General features: G+C 48.2%; 20 protein-coding genes and 1 pseudogene. 5 read left to right on the forward strand and 16 right to left on the reverse strand.

Annotation, left to right across the window (positions count from 1 at the left end):
* Nucleotides 1–29 precede the first annotated feature (29 nt).
* Both yfhS and AC58PQ_RS14460 read left to right on the forward strand, forming a co-directional pair.
* Entirely contained in the window at nucleotides 30–248 is a 219-nt protein-coding gene (gene yfhS / locus AC58PQ_RS14455) for a mother cell protein YfhS (RefSeq protein ID WP_497242617.1), read from the forward strand.
* Between the two features lie 96 nt (nucleotides 249–344).
* On the forward strand, nucleotides 345–956 hold the full coding sequence (locus tag AC58PQ_RS14460) for a superoxide dismutase (RefSeq protein ID WP_477589195.1): 612 nt from the start codon (nucleotides 345–347) through the stop codon (nucleotides 954–956).
* A gap of 62 nt (nucleotides 957–1,018) precedes the next feature.
* Here the strand turns inward: AC58PQ_RS14460 and AC58PQ_RS14465 are convergent, their stop codons facing one another.
* Nucleotides 1,019–1,366 (reverse strand): DUF805 domain-containing protein, encoded by a 348-nt coding sequence (locus AC58PQ_RS14465; protein WP_497242618.1) that lies wholly within the window; start codon nucleotides 1,364–1,366, stop codon nucleotides 1,019–1,021.
* Nucleotides 1,367–1,565: 199 nt separating this feature from the next.
* Between AC58PQ_RS14465 and AC58PQ_RS14470 the strand changes: the two genes are divergently transcribed.
* Complete coding sequence (locus tag AC58PQ_RS14470) at nucleotides 1,566–2,246, forward strand: Crp/Fnr family transcriptional regulator (RefSeq protein WP_497242619.1); 681 nt, start codon at nucleotides 1,566–1,568, stop codon at nucleotides 2,244–2,246.
* 68 nt (nucleotides 2,247–2,314) lie between these two features.
* On the opposite strand, the gene mutY is transcribed toward AC58PQ_RS14470, so the two are convergent.
* The gene (mutY, locus tag AC58PQ_RS14475; protein ID WP_497242620.1) at nucleotides 2,315–3,439 is read right to left on the reverse strand and encodes an A/G-specific adenine glycosylase; all 1,125 of its coding nucleotides are present in this window, start codon (nucleotides 3,437–3,439) and stop codon (nucleotides 2,315–2,317) included.
* A 99-nt stretch (nucleotides 3,440–3,538) separates the two neighbouring features.
* On the opposite strand from mutY, the gene AC58PQ_RS14480 reads away from it, so the two are divergent.
* Nucleotides 3,539–4,138 carry a hypothetical protein gene (locus AC58PQ_RS14480; RefSeq protein ID WP_497242621.1) on the forward strand — a complete coding sequence of 200 codons (600 nt, stop codon included), beginning with the start codon at nucleotides 3,539–3,541 and terminating at the stop codon, nucleotides 4,136–4,138.
* A 432-nt stretch (nucleotides 4,139–4,570) separates the two neighbouring features.
* Here AC58PQ_RS14480 and acpS read toward each other — a convergent pair whose 3' ends face one another.
* The gene (gene acpS, locus AC58PQ_RS14485; RefSeq protein ID WP_497242773.1) at nucleotides 4,571–4,957 is read right to left on the reverse strand and encodes a holo-ACP synthase; all 387 of its coding nucleotides are present in this window, start codon (nucleotides 4,955–4,957) and stop codon (nucleotides 4,571–4,573) included.
* Nucleotides 4,958–5,156: 199 nt separating this feature from the next.
* On the opposite strand from acpS, the gene AC58PQ_RS14490 reads away from it, so the two are divergent.
* Nucleotides 5,157–6,134: an aldo/keto reductase gene (locus tag AC58PQ_RS14490; RefSeq protein WP_497242622.1), complete on the forward strand. Its 978-nt coding sequence runs from the start codon at nucleotides 5,157–5,159 to the stop codon at nucleotides 6,132–6,134.
* Nucleotides 6,135–6,490: 356 nt separating this feature from the next.
* On the opposite strand, the gene AC58PQ_RS14495 is transcribed toward AC58PQ_RS14490, so the two are convergent.
* The 13 genes and pseudogenes from AC58PQ_RS14495 to AC58PQ_RS14555 all read right to left on the reverse strand — a co-directional run bounded on the left by AC58PQ_RS14495 (nucleotide 6,491) and on the right by AC58PQ_RS14555 (nucleotide 20,746).
* Complete coding sequence (locus AC58PQ_RS14495; protein ID WP_497242623.1) at nucleotides 6,491–6,967, reverse strand: helix-turn-helix transcriptional regulator; 477 nt, start codon at nucleotides 6,965–6,967, stop codon at nucleotides 6,491–6,493.
* A gap of 77 nt (nucleotides 6,968–7,044) precedes the next feature.
* Nucleotides 7,045–7,782: pseudogene (locus AC58PQ_RS14500) on the reverse strand (ABC transporter permease); the annotation flags it as partial.
* 166 nt (nucleotides 7,783–7,948) lie between these two features.
* On the reverse strand, nucleotides 7,949–8,758 hold the full coding sequence (gene nadE / locus AC58PQ_RS14505) for an NAD(+) synthase (RefSeq protein WP_497242624.1): 810 nt from the start codon (nucleotides 8,756–8,758) through the stop codon (nucleotides 7,949–7,951).
* Nucleotides 8,759–9,217: 459 nt separating this feature from the next.
* A complete protein-coding gene (locus AC58PQ_RS14510; protein ID WP_477589184.1) occupies nucleotides 9,218–9,655 on the reverse strand; it encodes a BrxA/BrxB family bacilliredoxin in 438 nt (145 codons plus the stop codon).
* 131 nt (nucleotides 9,656–9,786) lie between these two features.
* A complete protein-coding gene (locus AC58PQ_RS14515; RefSeq protein ID WP_497242625.1) occupies nucleotides 9,787–10,179 on the reverse strand; it encodes a DUF3905 domain-containing protein in 393 nt (130 codons plus the stop codon).
* The gene (locus AC58PQ_RS14520) at nucleotides 10,176–11,075 is read right to left on the reverse strand and encodes a prolipoprotein diacylglyceryl transferase family protein (protein ID WP_497242626.1); all 900 of its coding nucleotides are present in this window, start codon (nucleotides 11,073–11,075) and stop codon (nucleotides 10,176–10,178) included. Before AC58PQ_RS14520 ends, AC58PQ_RS14515 begins: the two co-directional genes overlap by 4 nt.
* A gap of 162 nt (nucleotides 11,076–11,237) precedes the next feature.
* Nucleotides 11,238–12,218, reverse strand: a complete 981-nt coding sequence (locus AC58PQ_RS14525) for a substrate-binding domain-containing protein (RefSeq protein WP_497242627.1) — start codon at nucleotides 12,216–12,218, stop codon at nucleotides 11,238–11,240.
* A gap of 15 nt (nucleotides 12,219–12,233) precedes the next feature.
* Complete coding sequence (locus AC58PQ_RS14530; protein WP_497242628.1) at nucleotides 12,234–14,024, reverse strand: cache domain-containing sensor histidine kinase; 1,791 nt, start codon at nucleotides 14,022–14,024, stop codon at nucleotides 12,234–12,236.
* Nucleotides 14,021–15,685 (reverse strand): response regulator, encoded by a 1,665-nt coding sequence (locus AC58PQ_RS14535; RefSeq protein ID WP_497242629.1) that lies wholly within the window; start codon nucleotides 15,683–15,685, stop codon nucleotides 14,021–14,023. Before AC58PQ_RS14535 ends, AC58PQ_RS14530 begins: the two co-directional genes overlap by 4 nt.
* A 117-nt stretch (nucleotides 15,686–15,802) precedes the next feature.
* Entirely contained in the window at nucleotides 15,803–16,807 is a 1,005-nt protein-coding gene (locus AC58PQ_RS14540; RefSeq protein ID WP_497242630.1) for an ABC transporter substrate-binding protein, read from the reverse strand.
* Nucleotides 16,808–16,870: 63 nt separating this feature from the next.
* Nucleotides 16,871–17,860, reverse strand: a complete 990-nt coding sequence (locus tag AC58PQ_RS14545) for an ABC transporter permease (protein WP_477569106.1) — start codon at nucleotides 17,858–17,860, stop codon at nucleotides 16,871–16,873.
* 10 nt (nucleotides 17,861–17,870) lie between these two features.
* Entirely contained in the window at nucleotides 17,871–19,376 is a 1,506-nt protein-coding gene (locus AC58PQ_RS14550) for a sugar ABC transporter ATP-binding protein (RefSeq protein ID WP_497242631.1), read from the reverse strand.
* A 683-nt stretch (nucleotides 19,377–20,059) separates the two neighbouring features.
* A complete protein-coding gene (locus AC58PQ_RS14555; protein WP_497242632.1) occupies nucleotides 20,060–20,746 on the reverse strand; it encodes a PspA/IM30 family protein in 687 nt (228 codons plus the stop codon).
* Between the last annotated feature and the right edge of the window lie 2 nt (nucleotides 20,747–20,748).

Below are 20,748 nucleotides of genomic sequence, written 5' to 3' on the forward strand. Positions count from 1 at the left end.
GATATTCCCCTGAGAAAGAGGTGAAACCTATGTCAGATAACGAACTAGATCATGAACTTACGGCGCACGAGTACCCCCGGGAAATTCCGGATTTCCAGTTCCTGAGCACGAAAAAGCCTGAGGAATGGACCGAAATTGAGCTGCTTCAACTCCACCGGACGATGAGCGACTTATCTCCTTATCTTCATGAACAAGATACAGCCATGCACAATCAAATTACGCGTGAAATGGAACGCCGCGGCATTTAAGAGACTGCCGACTTAGTAAACACAAATGTTGCTTTATTAGCTGGGTTCCTTCATAATGAAATTGAAACTACATAATTTTTAGGAGGTATTTATTCAATGGCACATCAACTACCCGCTCTACCGTACGCAAACGAAGCTCTTGAGCCGCACATCGATGCAAAAACAATGGAAATCCATCACGATCGTCACCATAACGCATATGTAACAAACCTGAATGCAGCTTTGGACAAACATCCAGCTCTGCATGACAAATCTCTAAATGACCTGATCGCTGACTTGAACAGCCTTCCTGAAGATATCCGCACAGCCGTTCGTAACAATGGCGGCGGCCACGCTAACCACTCCCTATTCTGGGAAACAATCGGACCAGAAGCTGGCGGCGCACCTACAGGCGCACTAGCAGCAGCGATTGACAGCGAGCTTGGCGGTTTTGATAAATTCAAAGCAGACTTCGCTGCAGCAGCTACAACACGTTTTGGCTCTGGCTGGGCTTTCCTAGCTGTTGACAAAGCTGGTAAATTGAAAGTATACAGCTTGCCAAACCAAGACAGCCCGATCATGGAAGGCGAAACGCCGGTTCTTGGTCTTGATGTTTGGGAGCATGCTTACTACCTGAACTACCAAAACAAACGCCCTGACTACATCGCAGCTTTCTGGAATGTTGTTAACTGGAACGAAGTTAGCAAACGTTACGACGCAGCGAAGTAATTGGCATTGAAAAAGCGACCCTTGGGGTCGCTTTTTTTGTATGCTGCTTTTCCTCGTAGCTCTTATTCCCTCTTCGGGTTTGGACCATATTGATTATCGTTGTCGTCGCTATCTTGACAGTAGAATATAAGCAAAATAATGAAGCCAATAAAGGGAATTAATCCAATCAGCAGCCACCATCCACTCTTACCCGTGTCATGCAATCTACGAAAGGCTACAGCTAGAGAAGGTAGAAGGACGACTAAAGAATAAAGACCGGTCAAGACCTTATCCAATCCAATAACGGACTCGACGATACCAAGACCAATTGAAATGATAATATTGAACAGCACGAACATCCAATATTCTTTCCGTCTTGCTCTGCCTGAGAACCCTACATAATTGGATAACACCTTCACATACCATTCCATCTGCAACGACTCCTTTTCATGTAATCAACGAACGATATCCTCAGTTATTCTACATTCTCCCATTCATATTCCAGATTGAGGAATCTCATACATCATTTCCGACCGTAACCATGTTCTTTCGCTTTCCTCTTTACGCCAAGAAAACGAAGTTGTACGATAATGGTATATGAACCTACAATCGGAAAGAGTTGACGAACCCTTGACCATCGTACCTTTACTTCGACATGTCCCCCTGTTTCAAGAGCTTTCGGAAGAAGATCTGATCGGGATTGCCCCTTTATTTACGGAGAAAAAAGTAAAGAAGGAAACCATCCTTTTTGAGGAAGGCGACGTTGGTGAGGAATTGTTCTTGATCCAGTCTGGTGTTGTGAAAATATATCGTCTGGACGCGGCCAAAGAGGTCACACTAGCCTTGTTCCGGGATGGGGATTTCTTCGGAGAGATGTCCTTGCTCAGCAGTGGGATGACACGTTCGGCTACGGCTGAAACGATGGCGGCCAGCACCCTGTATATGCTGGGCCGAACAGCCTTCACTTCGTTCATGGAAAAGAGCCCTAGGCTATGCCTAAAGCTCCTTGAAACAACCATGCAACGATTACGCCATGCCAATGATCAAATCTATGATTTGACGTTCCTTGGGGTTCGCTCTCGTATTATTAAAACGATCCTTCGCTTGTCTGAGCAGCATGGTATCTCCACGTCAGACGGTTTACTCATTGATGTTAAACTGACTCACCAGCAGTTGGCCAACTTAGTGGGCACGGTGAGGGAGTCTGTCACCAAGGTCCTGCAAGAGTTGCTAGATGATGACCTCATTCACATTGATAAAAAGCTAATCACCTTAAAAAACATCGAAGCCATCCAGGCTGAACTTCGATAACATCATAGCGTAAGGGCTGGGCAGCTTGGAAACGTAGCGGAAATGTAAAGTCTACCTAGTGGACACCATTACGCTCCGCCCCGCTCCTGCCATTCTTTCATGATCCGTACGAAAACATTAGGGAAGGCGTAGTTTTGGAGATCCTCTGGACCTACCCATCGGTAATGAAACGGGATCCATTCTTCCCCGTTACTCGGTCGATTCGGATCACCCAGTTTAGCGCGATACACCTTCATTTTCCAAATGATATGACTGAAAATATGCTCCGTATCCATAAACCATTCATCGGTTTGAATCCCGATCTGCTCCTGCTCGGCAAGGGCTTGGCGAAGAACTTCCTGATTGTCTTCGTCTGACTGCCATGCAGCGGTCGTCCATTCTACATGTGGGAGCTCCCACATCCGGGCAAGCAGCCCCTCTTGCGGGCGCTGTCTGATCAACCATTTGCCTGCATGCTCACCTGTACCTTCGATGAAAGCCACTGCCCGCAGCTCTGGACGGGGCGGTTTGGCTTTCTTTTTGATAGGCAGACCTTCTTCCATACCAGCTTCCCGTGCTGAACAGTGTGCCATTACGGGGCACGTCAAGCAGTGAGGTGACCGTGGCGTACACACCATGGCACCTAGCTCCATGAGCGCTTGGTTGAAGTCGCTTGCAGTACCCTCCAGAATTAGCTCGCGCGCCAGCTTCTCCATAATCGTTCTCGTGGACGGCTTCATAATATCTTCTTCGATGAGAAAATAGCGCGAAAGCACGCGCATCACATTGCCGTCGACAGCCGGCTCTGGTTTATTGTAAGCGATACTTAGGATCGCACCGGATGTGTACGGTCCAACGCCTTTAAGCGCGGAAATTTCCTCTTTATTCGCAGGAACAACACCGTCGTAGCGTTCGTGCACTTCTCTGACTGCCGTTTGCAGATTCCTCGCTCGTGAGTAGTAGCCGAGACCTTCCCATGCTTTGAGCACATTTTCTTCCGGTGCCGTAGCTAATGCTTCCACAGTTGGAAATTGATCCACGAACCGATGGAAATACGGTATGACCGTATCCACGCGCGTCTGCTGCAGCATAACCTCGGAAATCCATATATAATAAGGGTTTTTACTTCTACGCCAAGGTAAATCACGTTTATGTGTCTGGTACCAATCCAAGAGATTCTTGGAAAAATACATCTTCTGTTGTTCGCTGTACATAAGCACTCCTTCTCTATGAGGCACGTTCAAGTTATAATGGACGAATGAATATGGTACCATTATACGAGAAGTCCGGAACATAAAACTAGAGGTGAATGTATGCAAACGTCGAAGCAAACCGATTTGGCCGGGGCCAAACAGAAACATTTAGAAAATAAAAGAAAAGATTGGCTGCGAGAAGCTCAGGGTTTAGTTGCTTTGCTGTTTATTTGGGGCGCCGAGTGGGTCTTTAGTGCAGGGGTAGATTTCGCCATCTACTGGCGAAATTTAGATTGGCTAAAGCAAGCGGCTTTTATTACCGCTGTGGTGGCCAGCTTGATCCAGATTTGGGGGATGCGGAAGTCCTTGGGTACCGGAGATTCCCGGGAAAACGATGATTCCGAACGCACCGGATGGGGGCATCCGATATTTCTTGTGCTGCCAGGAGCCATGCTCATTGCAGCTGTGGCATTATTAGAGGCGATCGGCGCTGTGAATCCGCTGTTTGCACCTATTTTGCGAGCATTTCTGCTCGCCATCGGGTTCGTTCAGGTTGGTCTGCTACTCGGCAGATCCCTGATTTATTTGGGGCTGTGGCTTTTCGCGCTGACCGCGGTAATGGGCGTGTGGTATTTGGGTTATTCGGGTGTGATTCTTGAGGGCATGGGCGGCATCAGCCTGCTCGTGAGTGGTTATATGCTGCGCGTTTGGGGACGGTAGGTCTGCCTTGAAGTCCTGCGCCCAGCAAGGCTCGGACAAACAACAACAACAACAACAACAAAACTAACACCAACACTTCACAAACTAGCAACAATACCAGTACTGCCACCAAATAACTGGAAAAATCCAGTTATTTTCAAAAAAATCCAAGATTCCCTACAATTAGATGGATTTTCTGTATCTATTTTCGCCGAAAGCAGCTAGTTTAGCTCGATCGGTTGAAGTTAACGGCAGAAAATCCATTTATTCGTTTAAAACTCCCAAATACCTTAATTTTAGCTACTTAAAATCCAGTTATTGCACCGACGCTCTTAAGGCATGGTAATCTGCTGTATTCGCGAAGAACGGTATATCTCTTCCAACGAGGACATCGTATCACACTGTATGTGAAGACAGCTCCAATAATGAAGTAGCTTCGTACGCTGCCTATACTCACACTTGTTCTACGATGGCATAAGCGGCTGCCATCGATTCCGTATGGGTGATGCTGATATGGATGCGGTAGTTGCCTTCCAGGCCTGCTCGCAGCAGAGCATCCTCTTTCACGGTGCAGACCGGTTTCCCTAGTGCATCCGGCAGTACTTCTACATCTTGAAAACCGATCTGCTTACCGATGCCGCAGCCAATGGCTTTCACAATGGCTTCCTTCGCTGCAAAACGGCCAGAAACAAACTCCGCGAGTCTTCCGCGACGCTTCTGCGCCAACTCCCGCTCCGCTGGTGTCAAAATCCGTTCCAGAAACCGGTCGCCTGAAGTACCTCCTACCATTTTGCCTACACGCGCAATTTCAATTAAATCCGTTCCGATCCCAATGATCATCGTTAAACTAGCCTCATTTCTAATAACGATACGCTTTGCGTACAATTTAACCGATTCCCCGCCCAAGGTCAAGGGAAAGAACGTGCATAAGGGCCACAACTTACGTCCAGGTAAGTAAGTAACACTATTTTCAGCTCTTATGTCAATCATCCACAGGGGTTATACTAGGCTTAGAAATGATAGCTAGGAGGCCATTATTGTGAAAATCATGCCATTGGAAAGACGCGGGATTTCGAACAGTCGAATTGTTTTCGGTTGTATGGGATTAGGCGGAGACTGGGCCGGAAATCCATTAACCAAGGAAGATTACATCACCGCTGAAAAAGCTGTAGAAGCCGCATTATCAATTGGAATTACCATGTTCGATCATGCTGATATTTATAAAAAAGGCAATTCCGAGACCGTATTCGGTCAGGTCCTCAAGAATAGACCTGATTTGCGCGACCAAATCATTTTACAATCGAAATGTGGGATTCGCTTTCAAGATGTTCAGAATCCGCAGCGTTTTGATTTTAGCAAAAGTCACATCCTAAGCTCCGTCGATGGTATTCTCGGTCGTCTTGGTGTTGAGCACATCGATATCTTGCTGCTGCATCGCCCGGATCCGCTCATGGAGCCTGAAGAAATCGCAGAAGCTTTCAATCAATTGCGTTCAGCTGGTAAGGTGCGCCATTTCGGTGTGTCCAACATGACTTCGGCGCAGATGCGCTTCATTCAACACTCACTACCTGAGCCGCTTGTCGTAAACCAATTGGAAATGAGCTTGGCGCGCTTGGATTGGGTTGAGCAAGGCATTCTAGTGAATCAAAAAGCCGGAACCAGCATCAATTTTGCCGACGGTATCCTCGAGCATTGCCAAATGCATGACATTCAAATTCAGGCATGGGGCCCGCTCGCCAAAGGTAAATTCTCCGGCAGCGATATCTCTGATGCGCCTGACACCGTCAAGAACACAGCCGCGCTCGTGCAGAAGCTGGCTACTGAGAAAGAAACGACAGCTGAAGCCATCGTACTCGGCTGGCTCATGAAGCATCCGGCTCGCATTCAGCCGGTCATCGGAACTTCCTCCGCGAAGCGTATCGTCGCTTGCGAAGACGCGGTTCGCATCTCAGAAACCATGACGCGTGAAGAGTGGTACGCTCTTCTGGAAAGCTCCCGCGGAGCGCGTATGCCATAGCGGTTAATAACGAAAAAGGGTCCCCAAGAGCCGTTTATGTGGCGGGGGGCCCTCTTTTTGCAATGAAGACATTCCTCACAATTACCTTATTTGTATCATGAATAGGGATGTGACGCATGCAAAAATGCGAATTTGCATCCTTTTTTACCAAATTAACCCCACTATCTGAAATGCGTGCAAAAGTGCAACCATTTCTGCCTGCATTCCTCATTCTGGCACCTTCTCATTCCTAAAGGATGTACTTTTGCACTAATTCATCCATGTTTAACCGTTTCCCCCGAAAATAAGTGTACTTTTGCATTTTTGATCGTCAGTGCTGGGACAGCCTCTAGCATCTAGCATCTAGCCGCTCTCTCTCAGCTTATCACTTCTCGCAAATCCCGATACTCCTGTGGACTAACCCCCTCCATCTCTTTGAACGCCTGGCTGAAATCGGAGTAGTTGAAGGAAACATGGTTCGAAACCATGGCCATATTCAAATCTTTATCAAAGTTCTCCTGGATGTATTGTGTAGCTTTCTTCATTTCCCTGTGATCGATATGGAATGTCTTCATGGTTCGCACATACTCATTTAGGCGATTCAACAGGCCTTCAACACTATGAAAATAATCGTAGAAATAATAGAAATTAGAGATATCCCCCACCTTTTTGAACAGCCGAAGGATCTCTACAGACTCTCCACCATACACATGAAATACTTTATCAAAAACAAGCTCATTGAAGGCCTTGCTCACAGCCTCCAGATAGGCGATATCAAACTGAGACACGGTTTTCATATCAAGTACTTCTAGCAGCAGCGCAGCCATGTCCTTATTGTGGTCCGTTCCGAGCATATTGGCGATTCTTTGAATGCGATCAAGAGGTACACTGAAATCTTTGCTCTTATGACAGTAGGTTCTGCGATTCAGGGGCTTGCGTTCAGCTGATTTTTGAGCACGAGAATTTGATCGAAGTTGGAGTTCAGGATACCGCTCACAGAAAGAATGAACAGGATCGTGATCGTTCCTTTAATCGAAGGAAGGGTTACATAGAACATTTTCTGAAAACGTCCTGCCCCATCGATCGTAGCCGCCTCATACATTTCCGGGGATACGCCGGACATCGCGGCCAGGTAGATAATGACCGACCAGCCCAGCTCCTTCCAAATATCAGAGGTGATGATAATACTCCAGAAATTCGAAGGCTCTGCCAAGTAGCTGATAGGCTCCTGAATGATATTTAGCGCCAGGAGCACCTTATTGACCAAGCCAACGTCTGCTAACCAAGTGGCGAGGATCCCTCCGAGAATGACCCATGATAAGAAGTGGGGTAAGTAGGAAATGGTCTGCACCAGCTTCTTGAAATGGATAGAACGGAGTTCGTTTAAGAAGAGCGCGAATACGATGGGAAGCGGAAAGCCAATAACGAGCTTCAACACGCTCATACCTACGGTATTCTTAATGACACTGGCTAAATTGTCATCTTATAGAAAGGCCTTGAAGTGCACAAGCCCCGCCCAGGGCGCTGCAGATATCGGTTTAACAATATTGAAATCCTTGAAGGCAATGATGATCCCGTACATGGGTACATAGTGAAAAATGATCATCCACGCGACGCCCAGCAGCGCCATCACCTGTAAGTATCGCTGTGCATATACGATACGGAGCAGCCTTGACGCAGATTTCTTAAATGGGACTGACTTGTGATTCGGAGTGGCGATGTAAGGCTGCAAATTTCAGCTATGGTTACTATTTTTCGGGTGATTTTTTTGGGGGGGAAGCAGAGAAAGACCTGAGGCTATCGCCTCAGGTCTTCGATCATTGCATTGCTATGGCTTAAACGCCCGGAATCGGGATCCGTTTATGCTCGGTCTTCATGTATTGCTTCTCCAGCTTCTCTTGCACCGCTGGATCGATTTGCTTGCCTTCGAGGTAGTCGCTGTTATCACCGTAGGTGATGCCGAGCTCATCCTCGTCGGTTTGGCCGTCCCAAAGGCCGGCTGTCGGGGCTTTGTCTAGCACGCTTTGCGGCACGCCGATCTTCGCCGCAAGCGAACGCACTTGACGCTTATTCAGCGTGCTAAGCGGCGTGATGTCAACCGCACCGTCGCCGTACTTCGTGAAGAAGCCGGTGATCGCTTCGGACGCGTGATCCGTACCTACTACGATCAAGCCGAGTTCAAAAGCCAAGGCATACTGCATGACCATGCGTGTACGTGCCTTGATGTTGCCCTTGCCGCCGCGGCTCACATGCTGGTGAACGCCGATATGCTTGAGGCCGTACTCGACTTCGATGGCAATCTCGTCGACGGACTCTTCGATGTTGTTCTCGATTTGATATTTCAAATCAAAGGCCTTAGCTACCGCATAGCTGTCCTCGATGTCGACTTGCTGACCATACGGTTGGAACACGCCAACGGTTTTGTATTCTTTGCCTTTTTCCGCTGTCAGCTCGTCCGTTGCTTGCTTACATAGTCCTGCCGCTACCGCGCTGTCGATCCCGCCGCTGATCGCGATCAGCAGGCCGTTCGCGTGCGCGCCGAGCACGTAATTTTTCAGGAAATCCACACGTTTACGGATCTCTTCGTCAATATCAATTTCGGGTTTCACGCCAAGCTTGGCGATGATTTCTGCTTGCAAACTCATGCAACTCTCCACCTTTTATCTAAATTTTGGAATGATGCCTTCTTTGAGATCTAGTATAGACTTTCGGCCTTCAAATTTCAAAGTGTAATCCACTGTAAATTCGAAAAACAGAGACAAGGCCTACGCGGTAGGCAAGTTACTCGATTATTTCGAGTAACTCGAGGCCGCGGACCCGTTTCGCGATGAGTTACTCGATTATTTCGAGTAACTCGAGGCCGCGGACCCGTTTCGCGATGAGTTACTCGATTATTTCGAGTAACTCGAGGCCGCGGACTCGTTTCGCGATGAGTTACTCGATTATTTCGAGTAACTCGAGGCCGCGGACTCGTTTCGCGATGAGTTACTCGATTATTTCGAGTAACTCGAGGCTGCGGACTCGTTTCGCACAAGTCTGCATATAGAAAAAGCCCACCTGCACGATCGCAGAGCGGGCCTTATCTGTATGGTTCCTAGCTTATCTTATTTGCAATATTGCTCAAAAGCACCAATCAAATCGCCAGCGATCATATCTGCGGAACGATCTTCGATTTGGTGACGTTGAATGAAGTGAGCTAGCTCACCGTTCTTGAACAACGCGATGGATGGGGATGATGGCGGGTATGGCGCTAGGAATTCACGCGCTTTCGCTGTAGCATCCTTCTCTTGACCAGCGAACACTGTGTATGTGTAAGTTGGCGTTGTCTCGTTTTGTAGGGCTTTCGCTACACCTGGACGACATTGACCAGCGGCACAGCCACAAACGGAGTTCACGACAAGCAGCATCGTGCCATCCTTGGATTTCTCAATTGCTTCCTCAACTTGCTCTGGAGTCAAAAGCTCCGTAATACCCAGACGAGTCAAATCTTCTCTCATCGGTTTAACCATATCTTTCATGTATGAATCAAAAGACATTGCCATATGTGCCACCCCTTAGGATTTAATAGTTACTCTTAAAACGTAATGACTATAACTTATATTATACATCCGTTAGCGGTGAAAGCAAAGTCTAATGTCCCAGCTGCATGACAAAAGAAAGAAAGCGAAAGCTGTTAGGCTTCCGCTTGATCATTCTTTTTACTGGTCGTTGCTTCGGCCGTCACAGAGGCCACATTCTTATCCGCATGGGTAAAAATCCCGCTTTGCGGAGCAACGCCCTCTTCAAAAATCTCCCGATTCTCGGCGCTTTGGAAGCCGACATCCTTAAAGGGATGAACCCACTGATCACCTGCCATAACCTCGGGGTTCGTATCCGATGTCCACTGCTCAAGCGGGGAGTTGTCGGATTCATAGTCATGATCACCGATGGTGACCCCATATTCATTTACAAATGGAGCCCGCGGGCCTCGCCCCCGCTCAAACTGTGGCAGAAAATCAATCTCAAAGGGATCGAGATCACTCTGCTCTTGGGATGACTTGGTCGACTTTTTATGATCTTGACTCATGTGGATGGGCGATTGGGACCGTCCAGTTTTTTATCGACATAGCCCTCTTTACTAGTAGTTGTTTTGGCGCGCTCTTGGTTTTGCTGCTCTTGCTGGATTTGTGTTTTGGAATCGTTCTGACTCATATCCATCAGCTCCTTTCTGCCCGTAGTATGTGACAAAATAGGAAGGATCATTCCAATAATCAACATGAGTAGATTCAGTAACTGTCCATGGCTGAGATACACCGCGGTTGGCTCGGCCAAAGCAAAATAGCTGGCTATCATCCCCGCAGCACCGCCATAAAGGAAGGTATATTTTAGCAGCATGCCTGATCCTAGAACTGTTGTCGAACGAGCTGCCAGCAACTGCTGCCACACCAGTAACGGTAGGAGTAAGATCGCCAGATACGCATGATTCGGATGAAACCGGGACACCGTACCTTCAACACCGATGCCCCACGGCAATGTGGTTGGTAATCCGAAGGTAGGCGTCAACGCCGCATACAGAAATACAGCCGATGCTGCTCCGATGGCAAAAATATCAAGCAAAAGCCGCCATGGGATAGCACGCTTACGTACTTGATAGGTTAAATAGATATAGGCTAATACGATGCCTAAAATGACCTCCATATTGGAGCCTGTAGTCAGGAGCAGCTTCATCGGGCTTTGCCATAGCAAGGATGGCTGCGTCAGAAGACTGCCCAAGCGCCATGTAAAAAACACGATCAGGACACAGTTTAAGAGCAGATTTTCCATGCCTTTTACGGCTCCATCAGTTGCAGGCACTCCAAGCTCTACCCGATTCAACTGCTGCAATACTCGCCTCATGAGCCAGAATCCAAGCATACACGCCAATAGGAGCACCAAACCATGCCCTGACAATTGCAGCGGTCCCATTTGTACGACATCAGGCATGTAGCATCCTCCGACTCTTTTTCCCTAAACATATCATTAATGAGCTTAACTTTCGACAATGCGCTTACTATTTCCTGGGAAATTTTGCGGAATGACGGTGGCGTTTGTCTAAATATCTCGAAATTGAGGAAGTCCCTTCTGCCGCAGGTTGTCCTCCTCATCCTATTTCCCCACAAAAGGAAACAGCAGCTTCTGATTCTCATTCGTATACATATTCTCTTTGGTGATGACCTCGGAGCCCGTATCCATCATCCGTTTGACGGATTCGCCACGATGAGCTTGGAGGGCTGTTTTGACAGCTAGATAGCCCATATTAAAGGGCTTCTGCACGACCGTCCCTTGCAAAATCCCCGCCTCCAGGAAGGAGATTTCATTCATTGAGCTGTCGAAGCCCACAAGCTTGATCGCTCGGTCGGGATCCAACTCCTTCAGCGCACGCGCCGCGCCCATGGTGGATGGCTCATTCAAACCAAATATGCCGCTGATATCTGAATGCTCCCGAAGCAGCTCCTTTGTCAACTCATACGCCTTGTCCTCGGACCCGTTACTATACAACGTATCTAGCAACTTAATAGAAATATCGTTCTTCAAACTATCCCTTACCCCGTTCTCGCGATCCATCTGGGTGTTCGAGGTTTTGACAAAACTAACGATGGCATAGGTTGCTGGCTCTTGCACATAACCTTTCATCGTTTCCACTGCTTTGCGACCTGCCGCGTAATTATCCGTCGCTATAAAGCTCTCTGAAACGCCGCCCTCAAGACCCGAATCGACCGTGATTAGCGTAATGCCTGCATCTATCGCATGCTGAGCAACGGGTACGAGGCGATTGTAATCCGTAGCAGCCAGTATGATCGCCTTCGGCTTCTCAGCAATAGCTTGTTCAACAAGCTTAATCTGCTCATCGATTTGCGATTCGGATGCCGTCCCCATGATCTTAATCTCCGCATTGTACTCTTTCGCGGCTGCATAGACACCTTGATTCAGTACCTGCCAAAATTCCACATGCGGATCAATCGTTTTCGGGATCAAAATGATCGTTTCGTTCTTCTCGCTCAGGCTCTTCGCGACGACAAGTAACCCCAAGATCAGAACAAGACCAACGGCAACCGTACTCACGAGTGTGCCAACTTTTATTTTCAATCGAACACCTCACTTCTAACCTTCACTTTGATCAGGCACGGACGGCATTTCAGGAAACGTAATCGTAACCGTTGTGCCCTCTTCCAGCTCACTTTCGAATTGTAATCCGTACAGTTCACCAAAATACAGCTGGATGCGATGATTCACATTATGCAAACCGAAGCCTTTGCCTGATTGTGACTGATGGGTCTTCATCTTCAAAGCCTTCAACTGCTCCTCGCTCATCCCAACCCCGTTATCCATGACCTTCAACTCGATTACGCCGTCCCGTTTCCGTCCCGTTATACGGATATGTCCTTTTTCCGGCAAATGCTTCATACCATGATAGATCGCATTTTCGACCAGCGGTTGAAGTACGATTTTCAAGCTGCGATCCTCTAGCAGATCTGGCTCCACCTCGATGTCATACGTAAATTTATTACGATATCGGATGTTTTGGATCGTTAGATAATTCTCAATATGGGCTAATTCCACACGGATGGGAATAAGCTCCTCACCTTTACTGATGCTCGATCGAAGCAGCTTGGACAAGGCAGAGGTCATCGTCACAACGTCATCGACCTTCCCCATCTCCGCCATCCAAATAATCGAATCCAACGTATTATAGAGAAAATGCGGCTGAATCTGCGCCTGCAGCGCCTTCAGCTCGCTAATCCGTTTGACCTCCTGATCCAGTACCGTCTGGTTCATCAGTTCTTTGATTTTGCCAATCATCAGATTAAACGTCCGTGACAGCTTGCTGATTTCGTTCGCACCTTCCACATCGACGCGGATTTCGAAGTTCCCTTTCTCCACCTGCTTCATGTGCACTTCCAGCTGCTTGATCGGTTTGGTCAACGTAATCGACAGCCAGATTGAAATGGCTAGCGCAATAATAAGCGCGATACCGCCCCACATGACGGAGGTCAGCTGCATGTCTTTTTTGTTCCCGCTTAGGTCGCCGGCATAGGTCACGCCAATGATTTTCCAACCGAAGTTCGTGGTGCGCACAGTGTAGATCTTATTTTCATCCGACGTCACCGTCTCGAATGTACTATTCTGGGCTTGCATCAGTGCGCGAATATCCTCCGATTTCAAACCGGAATACAGCAGTTGCTGCTGTGGATGATAGATCAGATCACCGCTTTGATCGAGGATGAAGACATAGCCCCGTTGGCCCAACTGAATTTGATTACAGAGATCATTAATCAGGTTAAAGTTCAGGTCAACGAGCAGCACGCCACTTGCGCCGCCTGGTTGTGGACTTGGCATCTGCTTCGAGATCGAAACGACCCATTTATATTCATCTTTATACACATGCTGCACATGGGAGGATGAAATTACGATATCCCCCTTACTCCTGCTCGCTTTCGTATACCATTCTTGCGATATAAGTTCAGCATACGGTTTAAATTCGGGTGCCACTCGATCCGATACGATGGCGCCGTTGGAACCGATGAACACGATGGAAGCGATATCATTTCGCGATGCAACAATCGTATTGAAATAGCTGCTGATCTGGTGCTCCAACTGAAGCGCTTCAGGTTCCTGCGGATTTTTCAAAGAGAGATATTTCTTTAGATCTGTGTTACTCAAGGAAAGATTTGAAATACTCTCCATATTGCCGATATAGGTTTGGATATTCTTATTGACTTGCTCGATTAACTGATTCGTATACGTCAGCGAAGCATCAGTAACAGCGACCGTCGAGAGCCGATATGCGCTATAGCTGAGAATTACCGTTGTACATAAAATTAAACAAGAAAAGGCCAGTGCGAACTTGGTATGGATGCTTTTGAATTGAAAAGCTTGAAGTACGTTTCTCATAAGCTCAGCCCAGCCTTGTTGGCGGCTCTGAACTCCTTCGGCGTCATGCCTGTATGTCTTTTGAATATTACGCTAAAATACTGCGGATCCCCATAGCCAACCTTGGCAGCGAGCTCATACGTTTTGAGCTGTGTGGTAGCCAGCATTTCTTTGGCTTTATCCAGACGATAACGCGTCACATACTCAATAAAGGTTTCACCTGTATGCGGCTTGAATAAGGCGCTGAAGTAGCTCATGCTCATATAAATATGATTGCATACCTGCTGCAGCGAAAGCTGCTCATCGGCATAATGCTCATGGATATAGGCTACAGCTGACTCGAGCTGCGCCTCAGACACATGTGTTCGTTTCTCTGCGAGTCGATCTACAGAGGCTAAACAAATTACCTCTAACCAAAGCCGCACATCATCTAATGTTTTGCGCGTATAGAGTTCCATGAATGAGTGATCGCCCAGCATGTCGCCCTCATCCAGCCCCGTCTCCGCTCCAGCATTCATCAGAGCGACGAGCAGTTTATGCAGCTTGCCATAGCAGGTCTCCATCAGACAAGCCGATTTCTTCAAATCGTCGATCCACTCGTGCAGGGTTTGGGAAATGACGGACTTTTCCCCGGTTTTGATCGCCGAGATCAGTCTCTTCTCCATCCGCACATAGCTGGTATTGTCCAAACTGCTCCCGAACTCCATATCGCCAATAGCGATGATCCGATTATTCCCCAGCATAAAACGGTAATCGAGCGCCGTTAGCGCCTCTTGAAAAGCCTTCGGCAATTCTTGAAGTCCCGCATACATACGGCTAATGCCTACCGTGACTGTCATCCCCAAATATTTCTCAATGCTATATCTCGCTTGTTCAGCCAGCGTCTGGCAAATAACTTCCACCTGCTCTTGGTGACCCGACACGAGTCCTACGAGCTTATCATCACGGGTTCGGAAAACCGTACCGCTATGCTCCTTCTCCACAATTTCATGCAAAATATTATAAGCCGCAAATCGCAGCAGCTCTTCTTCCGCCACTTGGTCGCTGTACAACTCCCGCCCGAAATCATCAATATCCAATGCTAGTACCGTATGTCCAGAAACTGAACCAGAAGTCGAACCTGTACCTGTACCCGAACCAGAGCCCGCTCCGTTCAAATGCAGACCAAACATCGGCAGCTTCCGCTCGATCTCATCTTTTCTCATGCCGGACGTGACTAGTCGCTCTAGAAACCGTTCACGCAGTAAGGGCATGCTCTCTTGAAACTGACGTCGAAGGAACGTGATGTCCTCTCGCTGCTTGCGTTCCTCATCCAACTCGAGGCACAGCTTCTGCAGGAATTCGGTGAATTCAGCACTATTGATCGGCTTCAGCAAGTAGTCTTTGACCTTCAGCTTGATCGCTTGCTTCGCATAATCAAAATCCTCGTAACCGGTTACAATCACGACTTTGATGGTGCGATATTTGGCGACGATCCGCTCTGTCAGCTGAAGTCCGTCCATGAACGGCATATTGATGTCAGTGATGACGACATCCGGCTGCAGCCGCTCGACCGCCTCATAGGCGTCCCGGCCATTGTCGTAATCGCCGACAAGCTGGAAGCCGCATGCTTCCCAGTTCGTCTTCTTCTTAATGCCTTCTCTGACTTCATCCTCATCATCAATCATGATGATTGTGTACATGCGTGTTCACCTCTGGCGAAATCGAATTAGGCTCTAACTAATATGTTTATCTGTATTGTACACACCAGTACCAGTAAATGGCAATAGAGGCTGCCCGTGGGGGTCAGCCTCTGAGTTCTATTCATATAAGAGTGCTTTGATTTCCGCTGAATCAATGTTCGTTTTGTCGTACCAGTGGAAGCCCGTGTCGATATTTTTCGGAACCGTTTCGCCTTTAACCGCTTGCACAGCCGCTTTCACAGACCAGTAACCGATGCCGATCGGATCTTGGGTGATGGCACCCGCCATTTTACCACTCTTGATCGCATCCATTTGTTGCTTACCGGAGTCGAAGCCGATAACGACGATTTTTCCGTCTTTTTTGCTTTCTGTAATCCCGTTAATAACCCCAATGGCCGCACCTTCGTTAGAACCGAAGATACCTTTGATATTCGGGTGAGCTTGGATGATGGCCTTGGACAAGTCTGTTGCTTTCAGTGGATCCCCACTGTATTGCGTATCAACAATTTTGATATTCGGGTATTTCGCTTTGATTTGGTTCACGAAGCCATCTCGGCGATCAACACCCGTACGGCTCGTTTGGTCATGCACAACTAGAGCAATCTCGCCCTCGTTCCCAATCAGTGAAGCCATTTTATCAGCAGCCAGTGCTGCTGCAGCTTTATTATCCGTAGCGGCAGTCGTTACCGGAATGTCGCTATCAACACCGGAGTCGAACCCGATAATCGGGATCTTGCTCGTTTTAGCCTTCTCTAGCAGCGGTGATGCCGCTTTGCTGTCAAGTGCAGCGAAAGCGATTGCCGCAGGCTTTTTGCCCAGTGCCGCTTGCAGCATTTCAATTTGCTTATCGACTTGTGTTTCTGTTTCAGGACCTTCAAACGTAATCTCAACATTGAATTCTTTCGCTGCTTTCTCGGCACCTTGTTTAACCGCTTGCCAAAACTGATGCTGGAAGCCCTTGGAGATGACAGGAATGTACATCTTATCTGATTTCACAGCTGCTGTCGTTGTCTCTGCTGTTGAAGTTGCTGTTTTTGTCTCGGAACCGCATGCACTCAAAAAGATAGCGGATAGCAAGATTAATGATGACGCTATTGCAAATTTCTTAGTCCGTTTTTGCACGGTTGATCGCCCCTTATTCCTAATTTGGTTTGTATAGGACTCCTGATGGAGTAAATACCACGGTTACTTCTTGCGACGGCGCATCATATCTGCATAAACCGCCAACACAATCACGATACCGACAATGACGGTCTGCCACTCTTGCTTCACGGATAAAATCCGTAGCCCATTCGTCAACACACTCATGATCAGCGCCCCGATCACCGTTCCAAGGATCGAGCCCTTGCCCCCACTGAGGGAAGTTCCGCCAATCACAACGGCTGCGATCGCTTCCAGCTCATAACCAGATCCGAGTGCGGGCTGTGCGGAGTTGAGCCTTGAGGCCATCATAATGCCGGCAATCCCGCTGAATACACCTGTGAGTGTGTAAATGACGATTTTCCAATAGTCGACGTTGACACCTGAGAGTCTCGTGGACTCTTCATTGCTCCCTAAGGCAAAGTTGTAACGGCCAATAATCGTTTTGGTTAAAATAATACTGGCCACAATCGCGGCTCCGAAGAAGATGAGAATCGCGTTCGGAATTCCACTGATGATCGAGCCCATTGAAATCTTGGTAAATGCGGGTGTGTCGTTAAAATAAATCGGCTTCGCACCTGAAATAACTAGCGATAAGCCCTTCGTCACCATCATCATGGCGAGCGTCGCGATGAAGGGCGGAATTTTCATTTTGGCTACGAGCAGCCCGCTAATGAGACCGCAGATCGCTCCGGCGAGAATACCTCCGAGTATGCCGAGCGGCATCGGCAATTGCCACGTCGTGATGATCACGCCGGCCATCACGGCGGAGAAGGTCATCACCGTTCCCACGGCCAAGTCGATACCGGAAGTTATGATAACGAACGTAGAACCCAAGGCTAGAACCCCAATAACGGCGGTTGAAAGCATGATCGCGACTAGGTTATCGAATTGGAAAAAGTTGCTCGACGATATGGAAAAGATGAGAACGAGCATGATCAAGCTGGCGAATGCCAACAGCTTCTGTGCAGCCCCGCTTTGTTTGGACAAGGTGGGGATGGTTTTTTTGTACGCATGTGCTAGTCGTGTAGACATGGGACCCCTCCTAACTGATCCGCATCGTAGCGAATCTCATAATAGCTTCCTGTGTTGCTTCCTGCTGTGTGAGTTCTCCGGTAATGCGTCCTTCGCACATAACCATAATGCGATGGCTCATGCGCAGTATTTCAGGCAGCTCCGAGGAGATCATAATGATCGATTTTCCTTGCGCCGCTAGATCATCGAGCAGCTTGTAGATCTCTGTTTTGGCCCCGACATCAATCCCTCGCGTCGGTTCATCGAAGATGAGAATATCGCAGTTACGGTGCAGCCATTTGCCGATAACGACCTTTTGTTGGTTACCGCCGGATAGGAATTTCACCTGTTGGTGGATGGTCGGTGTTTTGATTTGAAGCGCTTCCACATAGTGCTGCGCTGTTTGAGCAATAACGCCATCACGCATCCAGCCAAAAACCCGCCTTGCCTTACGATACGAAGCCAGTGCAATGTTCATCTTCACATCCATGTCTACCATGAGCCCGTAGCGCTTGCGGTCCTCAGATAAATAGCCGATACCGTGCTTTACGGCATCATGCGGAGCTTTGATGTTAACCTGTTCGCCGTGGATGCGAATGTCACCGGAATCAATGGCATCTGCGCCGAAAATAGCCCTAGCCACCTCCGTGCGACCCGCTCCCATGAGGCCAGCGAAGCCGAGGATTTCTCCTTTGGCCAGATGGAAGGAAACATCCTTCACCGCTGAACCGCTGTTCAGCTTGGAAACTTCAAGCACCTTCGTCTGTGAGGTGTTTGTCGCTTGCTGGTTCGGGCTGACGTAGAGCTCGCGGCCTACCATCATCGAGATAATCTGATCGATCGACGTCGTCTCCGTCTGGACGGTATCGATATAGCGGCCGTCACGCATCACCGTGATGCGATTGCTAATACGCTTCAGTTCCTCCATCCGGTGTGAAATGTAGACAATGCCCACACCACGGCTGCGTAATTGATTGATAATCCGGAACAGCTCCTCAATCTCGGCGTGCGTTAGCGCGGCTGTCGGTTCATCCATGATCAGCACCTCGGATTGAAAAGATAGCGCCTTCGCGATCTCAACCATCTGTTGCTTAGCTACCGTCAAATCCGCCACCACCTTCCGGGGATCTAGCGGAAGGTTCATCTGATCGAGGAGGCGCTGCGCTTGCTCGTTCAGCTTTCGTTCATCTACGAAAAGTTTGATACCGTGTCTCGGCTCGCGGCCGATGAAAATATTTTGAGCAATCGTCAAATCCGGCATGAGATTCAGTTCTTGGTGAATCATCGAAATGCCTAGCTGCTGTGCTGCTCTTGTATGGGGGATGCTCACTTCGTTCCCCTTCACGAGGATGCGACCTTCGTCCTTCTGGTACACACCCGTGGCAATTTTCATCAACGTCGATTTCCCTGCTCCATTCTCACCAACTAGCGCATGAACCTCACCAGCCGCTAAGGTCAACTGGCACTGATGCAGCGCGTGCACGCCAGGAAAATGCTTCTCTATCCCTTCCATCCTAAGCAAAACTTCTTCACTCATCGTCTATCTCACCTCATTGCGCTGTTTCGTAATGTCCCTCGCTTCATGAGTTCATTCTACCTGCCGGAAGTTGGAATGAGAGTGGATAAATCTCTTAAAAAATGTTGAAAATCTTCTGATTTGGGATGGGTGGGAATGCGCTAACTTAGCTCTGTAAGGGTGTAAAACACGCTTATAGCCTCTGGAAGGGTTCGTTTCCCGCGATTCTACTTCTGTAAGGTTGAAATACATCACTACAGATGGGGAAATGCGCAAACCTTGCTCTGTAGTGATGTAAAACACGCTTATAGCCTCTGGAAGGGTTCGTTTCCCGCGATTCTACTTCTGTAAGGTTGAAAAACATCACTACAGATGGGGGAATGCTCAGTATTAGCTCTGTAGTGATGTAAAACACGCTTACAGGTGCGGGAAAGGCTCGTTTCCCGCGTCAGGTTGAGTTCCAGCAGCATTGAATCTACACTCGTTCATTGGATTTAATCGGCCTAAAAAGGACCTACACTCTCGGTCTGACTGGATTTGTCCAAATCAAATTCAAAATTTGACTACTTTTAAGAGCATTCCATTGGATTTATTCAATGGGCAGCGACTGGGATTGGGGTTGGGTTGGGGGTACAACACAAAACACCAAAAAGCCCCTCACCAGGATATCACCAGGAGGGGCCTTCCGCTCTTCACCCAAGCTGCTATTCAGCAGCTTGACCGTTCAATTTCTCTTTGAGCAAGTTCAACTGCTCATCCACTTTAGCTTGCTTCGCTGTGTCGATCGGTGCGTAGCTGTTAACAGAACCAGCAGGCACGTAAGGCTTTCGAGCGATCTCAGCTTCAACTTCAAGCTGGATGATCTTCTCTTCCATGCGTTGGAAGCCGCGGGATGCGCTGCCGCTTTCGATCACACCGTTGTAGGATACTTGCGCCATTTGTTTCTTGGCTTTCGCCAATTGAGCACGAGATACAAGCTCGTTGCGTTTGTTGCGCATTTTGTAGAATTCATCTTTCATCTCGTGCAATTGCTGTGTCAGCTCGTCGGCATGTGCTTTCGCAGCAGCATGTAGATCTGTGTATTCGACAATTTTATCTTCGTGGTACAGCTTTTCTTCAACAGCTTGGCGAGCAATCGCTTCTTGACCGTTTTTGATCGCTGCCGAAGCTTTCACTTCACGGTCAGCCACTAGGCGAACGGATTCCTCAAGGCGCTGCTTCAGCTTGCGCTCACTTGCGATTTGGCGTGCAACCGTTACTTCAGCTTGAGCAATTTCTTGCTCCATATCGCGCAGATATTGGTTCAACATCACGATCGGATCCTCGATTTTATCTAATACCTCGTGAATTGATGCTTTCGTCATATCCTTCATTCTTGTAAATACACCCATGG

It is taken from the genome of Paenibacillus sp. J22P143, assembly GCF_059692035.1.